The 13,564-nt window shown below is 51.3% G+C and carries 15 protein-coding genes; 14 read left to right on the top strand and 1 reads right to left on the bottom strand.

The genetic code is table 11. The annotated features are described in order from the left end of the window. Window positions 1-7 precede the first annotated feature (7 nt). The 11 genes from OCU14_RS08690 (at window position 8) to OCU14_RS08640 (ending at window position 8,177) form a co-directional block, all read left to right on the top strand. On the top strand, window positions 8-259 hold the full coding sequence (locus tag OCU14_RS08690) for a YaaL family protein (RefSeq protein ID WP_261810695.1): 252 nt from the start codon (window positions 8-10) through the stop codon (window positions 257-259). A gap of 173 nt (window positions 260-432) precedes the next feature. Next, window positions 433-1,077 (top strand): dTMP kinase, encoded by a 645-nt coding sequence (gene tmk / locus OCU14_RS08685; protein ID WP_309296929.1) that lies wholly within the window; start codon window positions 433-435, stop codon window positions 1,075-1,077. Window positions 1,078-1,103: 26 nt separating this feature from the next. Then, entirely contained in the window at window positions 1,104-1,433 is a 330-nt protein-coding gene (gene darA / locus OCU14_RS08680) for a cyclic di-AMP receptor DarA (protein ID WP_261810693.1), read from the top strand. A gap of 9 nt (window positions 1,434-1,442) precedes the next feature. Then, the gene (gene holB, locus OCU14_RS08675; RefSeq protein WP_261810692.1) at window positions 1,443-2,459 is read left to right on the top strand and encodes a DNA polymerase III subunit delta'; all 1,017 of its coding nucleotides are present in this window, start codon (window positions 1,443-1,445) and stop codon (window positions 2,457-2,459) included. A gap of 28 nt (window positions 2,460-2,487) precedes the next feature. Continuing rightward, entirely contained in the window at window positions 2,488-2,826 is a 339-nt protein-coding gene (locus OCU14_RS08670; RefSeq protein ID WP_057877825.1) for a DNA replication initiation control protein YabA, read from the top strand. 14 nt (window positions 2,827-2,840) lie between these two features. Then, the gene (gene rsmI / locus OCU14_RS08665; protein WP_261810691.1) at window positions 2,841-3,722 is read left to right on the top strand and encodes a 16S rRNA (cytidine(1402)-2'-O)-methyltransferase; all 882 of its coding nucleotides are present in this window, start codon (window positions 2,841-2,843) and stop codon (window positions 3,720-3,722) included. 5 nt (window positions 3,723-3,727) lie between these two features. Beyond that, complete coding sequence (locus OCU14_RS08660; protein WP_261810690.1) at window positions 3,728-4,468, top strand: acyl-[acyl-carrier-protein] thioesterase; 741 nt, start codon at window positions 3,728-3,730, stop codon at window positions 4,466-4,468. 202 nt (window positions 4,469-4,670) lie between these two features. After that, entirely contained in the window at window positions 4,671-5,393 is a 723-nt protein-coding gene (gene tsaB / locus OCU14_RS08655; protein WP_261810689.1) for a tRNA (adenosine(37)-N6)-threonylcarbamoyltransferase complex dimerization subunit type 1 TsaB, read from the top strand. Continuing rightward, window positions 5,377-5,970 carry a ribosomal protein S18-alanine N-acetyltransferase gene (rimI, locus tag OCU14_RS08650; RefSeq protein ID WP_261810688.1) on the top strand — a complete coding sequence of 198 codons (594 nt, stop codon included), beginning with the start codon at window positions 5,377-5,379 and terminating at the stop codon, window positions 5,968-5,970. Before tsaB ends, rimI begins: the two co-directional genes overlap by 17 nt. 51 nt (window positions 5,971-6,021) lie before the next feature. Continuing rightward, window positions 6,022-7,065 carry a tRNA (adenosine(37)-N6)-threonylcarbamoyltransferase complex transferase subunit TsaD gene (gene tsaD / locus OCU14_RS08645; RefSeq protein ID WP_261810687.1) on the top strand — a complete coding sequence of 348 codons (1,044 nt, stop codon included), beginning with the start codon at window positions 6,022-6,024 and terminating at the stop codon, window positions 7,063-7,065. 26 nt (window positions 7,066-7,091) lie between these two features. Further along, on the top strand, window positions 7,092-8,177 hold the full coding sequence (locus OCU14_RS08640) for a DNA glycosylase AlkZ-like family protein (RefSeq protein WP_261810686.1): 1,086 nt from the start codon (window positions 7,092-7,094) through the stop codon (window positions 8,175-8,177). Window positions 8,178-8,242: 65 nt separating this feature from the next. Here OCU14_RS08640 and OCU14_RS08635 read toward each other — a convergent pair whose 3' ends face one another. Then, entirely contained in the window at window positions 8,243-10,195 is a 1,953-nt protein-coding gene (locus tag OCU14_RS08635) for an ABC-F family ATP-binding cassette domain-containing protein (protein WP_261810685.1), read from the bottom strand. A 236-nt stretch (window positions 10,196-10,431) separates the two neighbouring features. On the opposite strand from OCU14_RS08635, the gene OCU14_RS08630 reads away from it, so the two are divergent. From OCU14_RS08630 to groL, 3 genes are all read left to right on the top strand, one after another. Next, window positions 10,432-11,070: a redox-sensing transcriptional repressor Rex gene (locus OCU14_RS08630; protein ID WP_057878743.1), complete on the top strand. Its 639-nt coding sequence runs from the start codon at window positions 10,432-10,434 to the stop codon at window positions 11,068-11,070. A gap of 233 nt (window positions 11,071-11,303) precedes the next feature. Next, window positions 11,304-11,588, top strand: coding sequence for a co-chaperone GroES (gene groES / locus OCU14_RS08625; protein ID WP_057878742.1), 285 nt, complete (start codon window positions 11,304-11,306; stop codon window positions 11,586-11,588). Between the two features lie 59 nt (window positions 11,589-11,647). Then, window positions 11,648-13,273 carry a chaperonin GroEL gene (groL, locus tag OCU14_RS08620; RefSeq protein WP_261810684.1) on the top strand — a complete coding sequence of 542 codons (1,626 nt, stop codon included), beginning with the start codon at window positions 11,648-11,650 and terminating at the stop codon, window positions 13,271-13,273. Window positions 13,274-13,564 lie beyond the last annotated feature (291 nt).

Here is a 13,564-nt window from a genome sequence, read left to right as displayed (position 1 = left end):
TCTGCTGATGTTTGGAAGAAAGAAACGCCAATTACCCCGATTAAAAGCTGCGTATGATGATCAGCTCTTATTGACCATTGATGATGCCAAGGATCGGTGGGATCATGCTAAACAGACGGAAGAGGCCATTGCCGATGCGGATAACGAGATGACGGCTAATACCGCGCTCGCCCGGCAGACCTACCTGTTCTTGTACCGTGAAGCCCGTCGGCGTCAGGTTAAAGGTAAACAAATTTCCGCCGCAGTCTTTCGAGATTAGTGGCAGCAGAAGGGACGGGCAGGCGGCTGGTTACAGCATAATGGCCCGTTTTTTTGTGGGCTGGCCCACCGATGGTTGATTTGATCGGTCACGCTGAGAAGGTGCCGTTGCAAATAGACATCAATTCTGAATTCAAGTACAATGTAACTATTCAATAAAAAATGGGGTCGAGCATCTTGTCAGGAACTTTTATCAGCTTTGAAGGCCCGGATGGTGCTGGGAAAACCAGTGCTCTACGCGCTATTACCGCTCAGATTATGGACGGATTGGGTGACCAATTGGTGATCACCAGAGAACCAGGTGGCAATCCAATTTCCGAAAGTATTCGATCCATCATTTTAGATCGAGCGAATACCGCGATGGATTATCGCACCGAGGCCCTGCTGTATGCGGCAGCACGGCGCCAACACTTAGCTCAGACCATTTTACCGGCACTTGAAGCCGATCAGCTGGTGCTCTGTGATCGTTACGTGGATAGTTCCATTGCGTATCAGGGTGCCGGACGTCAGATTGGCGAAGACGCCGTGGCAGAAATGAATCAATTTGCCACGGACGGGCTGCTTCCGGATCTGACCATCTACTTCGACGTGCCGGCCGAGGTCGGTTTGCGGCGGATTCAAGCGCACCGACAGGCCGATCAAGTTGACCGTCTCGATGTCGAGAAGACCGCCTTTCACGATCGTGTGCGGGCAGCCTATCTTAGACTCCAAGCAGCCGATCCCGACCGTATTAAACTCATCGACGCCACTCAGGAACCCGCTAAGGTGGTTGACCAGGCGTTGACCTTGATTAAGCAAACTGCACCGCGCTACTTCTAACCGGTGGTTAAGGGAGGACTCTCACTATGAAATTACTGATTGCTATCGTCCAAGATAAGGACGCAAACCGTTTAAGCAATGAATTTATCGATCACGATATCCGGGCTACCCGACTCTCCACCACTGGTGGTTTTCTGAAGTCTGGCAATACCACCTTCATGATTGGGGTGGAGGACGACCGAGTCGACGAGGTTCTGGCGATGATCAAGGCAGCCAGCCACACGCGTCAACAGTTCATGACGCCCCCAGTTAATCTCGATGCCCAGCTCGACAGTACGTCGTCTTATCCGGTTGAGGTTCAGGTCGGTGGGGCCACGGTCTTCGTGATGCCAGTTGAACAGTTCCATCAATTTTAGGAGGGCCGCATGACTGAAGATAGTCTAGTGGCACGGGTCCAACGCCTACAACCACAGCTTTTAACGCATTTTATGACGTTGATTTCGGAGAACCGGTTGGCGCATGCCTACCTCTTTAATGGGGCCGATGGCACGGGTCGCCAGGACTTGGCCCGACTCATTGCCATGCGCCTCTTTTGTCAGAACGTGACGCCAGAGGGGCTGCCTTGTGAGACCTGTTCTGAGTGCCGCCGTATCATGGCCGGGGACCATCCCGACGTGGTGACGGTCGTGCCTGATGGCCAACGCATCAAGGTGGATCAAGTTCGTTATCTTAAGTCCGAATTCAGTAAGAGTGCGGTTGAAGGTAACCAGAAGATCTTCATTGTCGATCAGGTTGATCGGATGACGACTGGAGCCGCCAACAGCCTCTTGAAGTTCATTGAAGAACCCGTGGGTAACACGGTGGCGTTACTCCTGACGGCCAATAAGAACTTGATTTTGCCAACGATTTTGTCGCGGACCCAGATTGTTGATCTGTTACGGGTGGCCCCGGCCGCTCTGACCGATGAGCTGGCCAAGGTGGGGGTCGTTCCCAGCCAGCGTTATCTCTTGTCGACGTTGACCGAGAGCGTGGCCACTGCCCAGGAACTCATCGAAAATGACTGGCTCAAGACGGCCCAACAGAACGTGGGACAGTGGCTTCAAGCCTGTGCCGCAGGGGATGAACGGGCCTTTGTGCGGGTTCAGACCGAGCTGGTGCCCTTAGCTAGCAATCGTGATCAACAAGGTCTCGTGCTCGACATGGTGGTTCAAGCCTGGCATGATGTGTTGCGGCAACAGACCCAGGCCGTGGCGGATTCAGAGTTGGCCTTTCCACAAGTTGCCAAGGTCAGTCGGGAGTTGGCCCAACGGTTGTCAGTTGACCAACTTGTGGCGATTCTCACTTTGACGTTGGGGACGCGTGGTCAACTGGCCGGGAACCTTAATTTTCAAGGGATTCTTGAGGCCTTAACGTTGAAAATATTGGGGCAAGTTCCCCGATAAATTTTGTCAGAATTGGAGGGGTTGCAACTTGGAAAAACAAGAAATTTACGATCAATTTAAGAGCTTAGAAGATCAGTTGCAGGAGATGCTCGTCCAATTCACCGACCTGCAAACGGAGATGACTAAGGTCTTCGAACAGAACGCGGAATTAGGGATTGAAAATCAGCATCTCCGTGACCTGGTTCGTGAACTACAACGAACGTTACCACAGGATCCCGAAACCCAGCAGGGACTATCGAAATCGCGTCAAATTCTTGAAAAATTGTATGAGGAAGGCTTTCACGTCTGCCGAGAGTTCTACGGAACCCGCCGGAAGCAGGACGAGGAATGTGCCTTTTGTCTAGAAGTTATCTATCGTGACCAGTAGGAGGTTCGCACCGCATGGAACGTCAACGAAGTTTTAAGACCGCACCTAGCGGCCGTTTGTACCTGGTGCCAACGCCAATTGGGAATCTGGACGACATGACCTTTCGCGCCGTCAAGACGTTGAAGGACGTCGACCTCATCGCGGCCGAGGACACGCGTAATACCCAGAAACTTTTAAATCATTTTGAAATTACAACGAAACAAATTAGTTTTCACGAGCATAATACGCAAGAGCGGATTCCACAACTGATCGCTAAGCTTGAAGCGGGCATGCAGATCGCCCAAGTCAGTGATGCGGGGATGCCATCAATCTCGGATCCCGGTCATGAACTGGTTAACGCCTGTATCGACGCGCACATCCCAGTCGCGCCGCTTCCCGGAGCCAATGCTGGATTGACGGCATTGATCGCTTCTGGTTTAGCGCCACAGCCCTTTTACTTCTATGGCTTTTTGGATCGGAAACCTAAGGATCAACGCGCCGAGATCGACGGGTTAGCCCAACGTGAGGAAACGCTGATCTTTTATGAAGCCCCTCATCGTCTGAAGAAAACCTTACAAAATTTGGCAGATGGCATGGGGGCTGATCGACCAGCCGTCCTGTGTCGCGAGCTGACGAAACGTTACGAAGAATTCTTACGGGGAACGTTACAGGAACTAGCCGACTGGGCCGCTACGGATACCGTCCGTGGGGAATTTGTCGTCCTAGTGGGTGGCAATCCCGCCCCAACAGTGACCGCCACGACTGCTGTCGATCTAAGTGAGCCCATCGAGGTCCAAGTCGACCGGTTAATTGCCGCCGGTGACAAGCCTAATGCCGCCATCAAGGAAGTTGCGAACCTCCGTGGTTTAAAGAAACAAGAGGTCTACCGGACCTATCATCATTTAGATAAGGAGTGACCTGCGTGCCCGCACAACAATTTAGCGAAGAACACCGCGTCGTTTACTATGAAGGAGACGACACGGGTCATCTGACCGTCGCCATGTTAATTAATCTCTTCGTCCTGGTATCCGAGGATCAGAGTGATGCCTTGGGCTGGACGAGTGATCGTGTGCACGGTCTCGGTGTGGGGTGGGTCGTGACCCAGTACCACATTCAGATTGACCGCTTGCCAGAGGTTAATGAGACCGTAACCGTGAAAACCAGAGCGACGGCTTACAATCGGTATTTTGCCTATCGTGAATACTGGTTGGTTGACCAGGATGGGAACCAAATCGCCTATGGCGAGGGCATCTGGGTCACCATGAGCTATGCCACTCGGAAAATTGCCACGATTCCAACGGAACTTATGGTGCCTTACGAGAGTGAATTAGTTAGTCGGATTCCACGTTTACCGCGGCCTAGTCGCCTAGACCACAGTCTGTCCGCTCAAATGAAGCCCTACACGGTCCGTTACTTTGATATCGACGGGAATGGTCATGTCAACAATGCCCACTACTTCGATTGGATGTTGGATACCTTACCGGCGGATTGGTTGCGTCAACATCAGGCAACCGATATTCGAATTCGTTTTGAAAATGAAGTTCAATATGGTCATCAAGTCCTGAGTACGGCCGTGACGCCTAGCGATCACGCCACAACCCACGAGGTCAAGGTCGGGGAGACGGTGGCGGTTCAGGCCGCTATCGACTGGCAAGATCGATAAAAGGTTAACGATCAAGCGGAGAAGGTGCCCTCAGCGGATCTTTGTGGTAGTATAGTTAACTGATATGAACAGTCATTTAGAAACCGTAACTGGGTAGCCAAGATGAAGCGGTGGCCGTTAACCAGCCGCCGCTTTTGCCGTCTCATTCCATGAGTGCGGGTACCGGCATAACCAAACACATCAAAGGGGACCCTAAATAAACATGAAGATTTTAGCAATTGATACGTCTAACCGACCACTGAGTGTGGCTGTGTTGGATGACTCGAACGTGCTGGCCGCCATCACGGTGACCGTTCACCAGAAGCACGCTGAGTATTTATTACCGGAAATTGAACGGCTTCTCGCCATGGCCGAACTTAAGCCAACCGATCTCGACCGGGTCGTTGTGGCTGCGGGTCCGGGTTCCTACACGGGGATTAGAATTGCCGTGACAACGGCAAAGACGCTGGCCGCAACACTCGATATCGAGTTAGTGGCCGTCTCTAGTCTGGCAACCTTGGCGGCGAACGTGCCGGTTGAGGGCGCCCTGGTGGCACCTTTGTTCGATGCGCGGAACCAGAACGTTTTCGCTGGACTGTACCGGATCAAGGGGGGCGTCCCCGTGTCCGAGATTGCGGATGCACACACGAACGTCACGACTTATTTAGAAGCCATTAACGAGTATGGTGAGCCCGTCTGGTTCTTAGGTGACGCTAGCCACTTTACTGAGCTCATTGACACCACCATTTCGGCCGCAACGCCGAACGTGAGTGCCTGGATGAACTTACCACAGGCGGCAACGATTGGCCTGTTGGGTCGTCACGAGACGCCCGTAAAAGACGTGGATCAATTCGTGCCGAACTACCTACGATTGACGCAAGCTGAAGCCGAATGGCGTGCCAAGAACCCAGAAGAGGATACCGGATCATATGTTGAAAAAATTTAAGAGTTGGTATAAAAATGTATTTGGAAGTCGGCGAGAGCTCGTGCGCGAGGAAACCATGGATGTGAAGAATCACCGCGTAGAAATTCGCGATGAGACTTACTTCGTGGCCAAGGCCCTGTTCACCGACATCCCCGAGATGATTGAAATCGAACGCGCCGTTTATTCTGGCCAAGCGCCATGGGATTCGACGGCCTTCGCCAACGAGTTACGGCGTGAGAAGGATCGGCTCTACCTGGTTATTCGGAAGAACGACCGCTTGCTGGCCTTTATTGGCAGTACGTTTGACGAACATGAGCAAGATGCCCATATCACGAATATTGCCGTGTTGCCGGAGTTTCAGGCCCATGGTCTGGGGCGTTTTCTCTTGAGCGTCATGATTAAGAAGGCTAAGAAGTTGAACTACCGGACCGTGAGTCTGGAAGTTCGGGTATCCAATAAGAGTGCCCAACGCCTGTACCGGGATCTGGACTTTGAACAGACCGGGATCAAGCGCGGTTACTACTTTGGCGATCATGAAGATGCCGCGGATATGGTGTTATACCTACCGAAGGCTGAAGAAGAGTCACGTGAGGCGTAACGGGATGGCGCACAGCCACCCGTTTTTTATGGTTTCTGGCATGAAGAGGGAGTGAGTCCAACGGAAAAGCGAACTTTAATTTTAGCGTTTGAATCGAGTTGTGACGAGACGAGTGTGGCAGTTATTGAGGACGGCCATAAGATTCTGTCGAACGTCGTCGCAACCCAAATTAAGAGTCATCAACGGTTTGGCGGCGTCGTTCCTGAAGTGGCAAGCCGACATCATATTGAAGAAATTACGATTTGTATCAAAGATGCCTTACAGGAGGCCCAAGTCGGTTATGACGACTTGGATGCCGTGGCCGTGACATACGGTCCCGGCCTGGTTGGGGCGTTATTGATCGGAGTTACCGCGGCCAAGACGGTGGCCTTTGCCCACAGTCTGCCCCTGATTCCCATCAACCACATGGCCGGGCACATCTATGCCGCGCGCTATGTGGAACCCATTGAATTTCCAGCGATGGCCCTGCTGGTCTCTGGTGGGCATACCGAACTGGTTTATATGCCAGCCGAGAACCAATTTGAAATTATCGGTGAGACACGTGATGACGCTGCCGGCGAAGCCTACGACAAGGTTGGCCGCGTTATGGGTGTCAACTATCCGGCCGGGAAGACCGTTGATCAGTGGGCACACGAGGGACATGACACGTTCAAGTTCCCCCGGGCCATGGAGAAGGACGACAATCTCGACTTTAGTTTCAGTGGGTTGAAGAGTGCCTTCATCAACACGACCCATCACGCCGATCAGATTGGCGAGACCTTGAGCAAGCAGGACCTGTCCGCCAGCTTCCAACAGGCGGTCGTGGACGTGTTGGCTGAAAAGACCCAGCACGCCTTAGCGGATTACCCCGTAAAGCAACTGATCTTGGCCGGTGGGGTGGCTGCTAACCAAGGACTACGCGAACGGTTGGAACGGGACTTGGCGCACAACCCAACGACCCATCTGGTTAAGGCGCCCTTGAAGTTATGTGGGGACAATGCCGCCATGATCGGGGCCTTTGCCTACGTGGCTTACCAACACGGTGTCTTTGCCGATGCCACATTGAACGCTGATCCGAGTCTTGAATTTGACTGGGCGGCAGATTCTGCTAAATAAAGCAACTTAATCGAGGAGGACGTCTCATGAATCGAGCCGAATTGTTTGCCACCCGTCTGTTTCGACAGGGGATGTTAACAACGCACGCCGATTTGGAGACGGCTTTTTTGCGTTGTGTGGGATTTCAGGCGCAGAACCAACGTGCCGCGGAGCTCAATGTGGCCTTGCAGACGGGAGTGTCCCACGCGGCATTGCTGGCCTTTTATCAAAAGCAGGGGATTGCTCGCTCCTGGGCCCAACGTTGGACCATTCAGCTGCTGACACCAGTCGATCTGCGGTTAGTCGTCTCGGCCCGGCAACAGGAGCGCTTACCCAAGGCCTACTTCTTGGGGGCTGAGGACCACGTCAGGGCGGCTGCTAATGAGATTGACCAGTTATTACGGACCACAGAACCACTGAATCGGGCAGCTTATACGGACTACTTAGCGGCCAAATATTCCTGGTATGCCGATCGGCCTAAGAATTTTGATTATGCCGTCCTACAGGTCTTGACAGCGCAGGGGCGACTACAGATGTTGCCGACCGCGTCGACTCAGGATTGGCAGCTCGTCACGCCGAGCGCGGTTGGGCTATTAGACCAACAGGCGGCCACGGCCGAATTAATTCGACGATATCTACGGGGATTTGGTCCCGCGACCTTAGACGACGTCGTGAAGTGGTCAGGCATTAAAATTAGTCAGGTGCGGCCGGCTTGGCAACAGGTTGTGCCGGAGTTGACGCCCGTGATGATCGACACCGAGCAGTTATGGACGATTGATCCGATTTCACCAGCTAAGCTGGCAACGATAACCGATCACGTCGCACAAAATACACTGATTGCGGCCAGTTTCAGTGCTGCGATGACGGGCTACCGGGAGAAGGCGTGGTTCGTCACCCCGGCCATTCAACAACAGCTGTGGTCCAAGAATGGCATTCTCCGGGCCCCAATCGTGGCCCATGGAACCGTTGTGGGGAAATGGACGTATCAACTGGGAAAAGGGCAGATTCACTTTAGCGTGGTTAGCTGGGGGTCGTTTGATCACGACCAACTGACCACGCAATTTATGCGGGTAGCCCAGTTCCTAGCGGCTGACTATACGGGATTTACCAACACTAAAGTAAAATTAGAGTAATTGAAAAGGACGACGTTGCAACCTCACTATAGTGAAGTTACGACGTCGTCCTTGATGTTTCAGGTTTAGTCAGCGAATTCTTCCAATTCCAGACTCTTTTCGGTCCAGGAATCTTCAGTTTCGCTGAGTTGTGTGGTAATGGTCGTGAGCTGCGCTTGCAGATCGCCCAATTTACCCGCATCATTGAAGTTTTCTTCTTGGCTCATTTCGGTTTCAATGGCCGTTTTCTGTTGTTCGAGGTCGGCCATTTGGTCTTCCAGTGCGGTCACTTGCCGGCTTAACTTTCGTTTGGCCTTGGCCTGTTCTTTTTGTGCCTGGTAGTCCACCTGAGTTTGCTTGGGGGCTGTCACTGTTGGATGAGCGGCCTCAGCTTCTTCGGCTTCCTTAGCGGCATAGGCGTCTTGTTCCGCCTTCTTAGCTACATAGTAGTCATAGTTCCCCAGGTAACGTGTGGTGCCTTCAGGACTCAGTTCCACGACCTGAGTGGCCACTTGGTTAATGAAGTACCGGTCATGAGAAACGAACAGGATGGTGCCGTCGAATTCATTTAAGGCGGTTTCTAAGACTTCGCGGCTGTCGATGTCCAAATGGTTCGTAGGTTCGTCGAGCATCAGGAAGTTATCGTGACGGAGGGCGAGTTTAGTCAACAGCAAGCGGGCGCGTTCACCACCACTCAGGCTGTGGACACTCTTGTCGACATCGGCTCCGGTGAAGAGAAAGCTACCTAGGATCGAGCGAATATCTCCCTCAGGGGTTGTCGGATGGTCATCCCACAACTCGTGGAGGACGGACTTCTTGTCATGTAAGGTGGCTTGATCTTGATCGTAGTACCCGGTGTCCACACCGGTGCCAAAGATAATTTGGCCCTGAATGGCGGGGATGCGACCCAGAATCGTCTTGAGTAGGGTGGACTTCCCAATCCCGTTGGGACCCACGATGGCTACCGACTGGTGTTTCTTGATATCTAGGGTGACGGGAGCCGCTAGAATATGGTCATCGTAGCCGACGGCGCCATTGACGACGTCGAGCACGACATTCCCACTTTGGCGACGGGGATTAAAGCTGAAGCGTGCCGCCTTGTCATCGCCCTCAGGCCGATCAAGCTTGTCCATCTTTTCCAATTGTTTTCGCCGGGCTTGCGCGCGTTTCGTGGTCGAGGCACGGACGATGTTTTTATTCACAAAGTCCTCGAGCTTACTGATCTCGGCCTGTTGCTTGTCGTATTCCTTCCAGGATAACCGGAGGCGTTCAGCCTTAGCGGAGATGTAGTGGGAATAGTTGCCGGGATAGTGGTCCAGCCCGCCATGGGCCATATCGTAGACGTCATTGACCACGTGATCGAGGAAGTACCGGTCATGGGAAACGACCAGAATGGCACCGGGATAACCTTGCAAGTAACCTTCCAACCAGGTTAGAGTTTCAACGTCCAAATGGTTAGTGGGCTCATCTAAGATGAGCAGGTCAGGCCGTTCTAGCAACAGTTTGGCCAGGGCTAACTGGGTTCGTTGGCCACCGGAAAGTTCATTGATTGGCTTATCATAGTAGTCTTCATCGAATTCGAATCCATGCAGGACGCCACGAATTTCAGCCTGATAGCCGTAGCCGTTCTGGTCGCTGAAGTCTTGTTGGAGCTGATCGTAGCTACTGGAGACCTGGGCAAATTGCTCCTGATCGGCGGTAACGTTGGGATCACTCATTTGAGCTTCAAGTTCATGCATGCGTTTTTCCATGGCAATTAGTTTGGCAAAGACACTGAGCATCTCATTCCAAACGGTCTTGGTGGATGCCAGGCCGGCATTTTGCGCCTGGTAGCCCATGGTTAGGCCCCGTTTTGTCGTGATTTGACCCACGTCCGGTGTCGTTTCGCCGGCAATCATTTTTAATAGGGTGGATTTCCCCGCACCATTACGGCCAACTAGGGCCACGCGACCGTGTTCGGGAACGTCCATGCTCACGTTTTCGAAGAGCACACTGGCCCCGAAGCGCCGGGTGACTTGTTGAACTTGTAAGAGTATCACGGTGAACCAACCTCCTTTTTTTCATTTCACTGAGTTAATACCCACTATTTTAGCATATTCTGGGGTCAGACCGAAATCCAACCTAACTTGTGAAAACTTTTTGCAAATTCTTTCACAAGAAGAGTGGTTATGCTATAATTTGTAAGAAAGTTAGTTTCACAATCCAGACAAATAGGCCGTAAAAAACCGGTGCTTGTGAACACCGGTAAGAGATTTTGATTAGGAGGTTTCAAGCTTTGACTGAACATAAGATTCCCCGGGCGACAGCGAAACGACTGCCCATTTACTACCGTTATCTGAATATTTTATTGGATGCAGATAAGACCCGGGTCTCATCGACTGAATTATCAGATGCCGTGAAGGTAGATTCAGCCACTATTCGCCGGGACTTTTCGTATTTTGGTGCGCTGGGTAAGCGAGGCTACGGATACGACGTTGAAAGTTTAATTAAATTCTTTAAGAAAATTCTGAACCAGGATCGCCTGACTAGTGTGGCATTGATCGGGGTAGGTAACCTGGGTCATGCGCTGTTGAACTTCAATTTCCATCAGGATGGCAATGTCCGAATCAGTGCCGCCTTTGATGTGAAGGACTCGATGGCCAACACCGTTCAGAGTGGGGTACCCATCTATCCCATGACCGATCTGCGCAAGCAATTGGAAGAACAGCAGATTGAGGTGGCGATCTTAACGGTGCCCGCCGATGTTGCCCAACAGGTGACGGACGAAACGGTTGCCGGGGGTGTGAAGGGAATCCTGAACTTCACGCCACTGCGGATCACGGTGCCTAAGGGTGTCCGGGTTCAAAATGTTGATTTGACTAATGAGTTACAGACGTTGATCTACTTCTTGGAACACTACAACAATTTAGGTTAGACGACGGCAGAGTCTGGGAGAAATCCTGGGCTCTTTTTTTGTATTCGTTGCGGATTAATCGAATCAAAAGCCGGAAGACAAGTGCCCGTAAGCTCCGGGCGTGTCCTGGGAAAATTCGTCTACCAAATTCCTTGATTTTTAAAACGAAAAACCATATATTAGATATTGTGATTAGCACTTATGTTAGTCAAGTGCTAACAGTGCTAAAAAGTAAGTTCATTGGAGGGATTTAAGTGTTAAAACCATTAGGAGACCGTGTCATTTTAGATCAACCAGAAGAAGAAGAAACGACGGTTGGCGGCATCGTGCTCGCAAGTAACGCCCAAGAAAAGCCCCAAACGGCGAACGTTGTTGCTGTTAGCGATGGCCGGGTATTAGACAATGGCGATAAGGTGGCCCCAACTGTTAAGGTTGGTGACCGAGTATTGTTTGATAAGTACGCTGGTACGGAAGTTAAGTACCAAGGCAACACTTACCTTGTTTTACACGAAAAGGACTTAGTCGCCGTTATTGACTAGGACTTTCCCACTGATACCAAATCGACAATATAAAAACTAATATGAGGTGAATTGGAATAATGGCTAAAGAATTGAAATTTTCTGAAGATGCACGTAGCAAGATGCTTGCTGGTGTAGATAAGTTAGCTGATACTGTTAAGACCACCTTGGGACCTAAGGGACGTAACGTTGTTTTGGAACAAAGTTACGGTAACCCAACCATCACCAATGATGGTGTGACGATTGCCAAGGCAATTGAACTCGAAGATCACTTTGAAAACATGGGTGCTAAGTTAGTTTCCGAAGTTGCTTCCAAGACCAACGATATCGCTGGTGATGGGACGACAACCGCAACGGTTCTGACGCAAGCCATCGTTAACGAAGGGATGAAGAACGTCACTGCCGGTGCTAACCCTGTTGGCATTCGTCGCGGGATTGAAAAGGCAACGAGTGCGGCTGTTGAAGCCTTACACAAGATGTCTCATGATGTTAAGACGAAGGAAGACATTGCGCAAATCGCTTCGATTTCATCAGCTAGCCAAGATACTGGTAAGTTGATTGCCGACGCCATGGAAAAGGTTGGTAACGACGGGGTCATCACTATTGAAGAATCCCGTGGGGTTGATACCAGCTTGGACGTTGTTGAAGGGATGCAGTTCGACCGTGGGTACATGTCACAATACATGGTTACCGACAATGACAAGATGGAAGCTAACTTGGACAATCCTTACATCCTGATTACGGACAAGAAGATTGCCAATATTCAAGACATCTTACCATTATTACAATCCGTTGTTGAACAAAGCCGGTCACTCTTGATCATTGCCGATGACATTACCGGTGAAGCTTTGCCAACGTTGGTTCTCAACAAGATGCGTGGGACCTTTAACGTCGTTGCTGTCAAGGCTCCTGGCTTTGGTGACCGTCGTAAGGCCCAATTACAAGACTTAGCTATCCTCACTGGTGGGACGGTCATTACCGATGACTTAGGTCTCAACTTGAAGGACACCACGATTGACCAATTAGGTCAAGCCCAAAAGGTTAACGTCACTAAGGACAACACGACTGTTGTCGAAGGTGCTGGTGCTAAGGATCAAATCGCTGAACGAGTGGCTGAAATCAAGGGTCAAATCGATGACACGACCTCTGACTTCGACCGTGATAAACTGAAGGAACGTCTGGCTAAGTTAGCCGGCGGTGTTGCTGTGGTTCGGGTCGGTGCTGCTACCGAAACCGAATTGAAGGAACGCAAGTACCGGATCGAAGATGCCTTGAATGCAACGCGTGCCGCTGTTGAAGAAGGCTTCGTTGCTGGTGGTGGGACTGCCTTAATCAATGTCATTGGTGACGTGGCTAAGGTTGAAGCCGAAGGTGACGAATTGACCGGGGTTAACATTGTCCTCCGTGCCTTGGAAGAACCCGTTCGTCAAATCGCTGAAAATGCCGGTGTTGAAGGTTCAGTTGTCGTTGAACACCTGAAGGGTGAAAAGCCTGGTGTCGGTTACAACGCTGCTGATAACAAGTACGAAGACATGGTTAAGGCCGGGATCACCGACCCAACCAAGGTTACCCGTTCTGCTTTACAGAATGCGGCTTCCGTTTCCGCCTTGTTGCTGACGACTGAAGCTGTCGTGGCTGAAAAGCCTAGCGACAACCCAGCCCCAGCCGCACCAGCTGCCGGTCCTGGAATGGGCGGCATGATGTAAAAAATAAGTCGCTGGTTCGCTAGCGATGAATCTAAAGAAGAGAGTGCGACAAAAGGCGGTTAGTCAATGAGCATTAACGTCGATAGACGAATAATCCTGGTCTTGGATTGTTTGTCTATCGGGGTTAGGCGGAGTTGACTGCCTTTTGTCACACGTTTCGACTATTGACGTTTGGAGCGCAAGAAGGGCCTGAGACTTTTGTCTCAGGCCCTTCTTCCTACGTTTAGTCAAGCTCTGTAAATAAAGAGACTTTATTTTAGGGTACACCAAACAGTATCTCACTAAGAACAG

It is taken from the genome of Levilactobacillus humaensis, assembly GCF_024345185.1.
In the GTDB taxonomy this organism is placed as follows: domain Bacteria; phylum Bacillota; class Bacilli; order Lactobacillales; family Lactobacillaceae; genus Levilactobacillus; species Levilactobacillus humaensis.
Note: the sequence above shows the minus strand (reverse complement) of the source record. Positions and strands in the feature narration are given on the sequence as shown.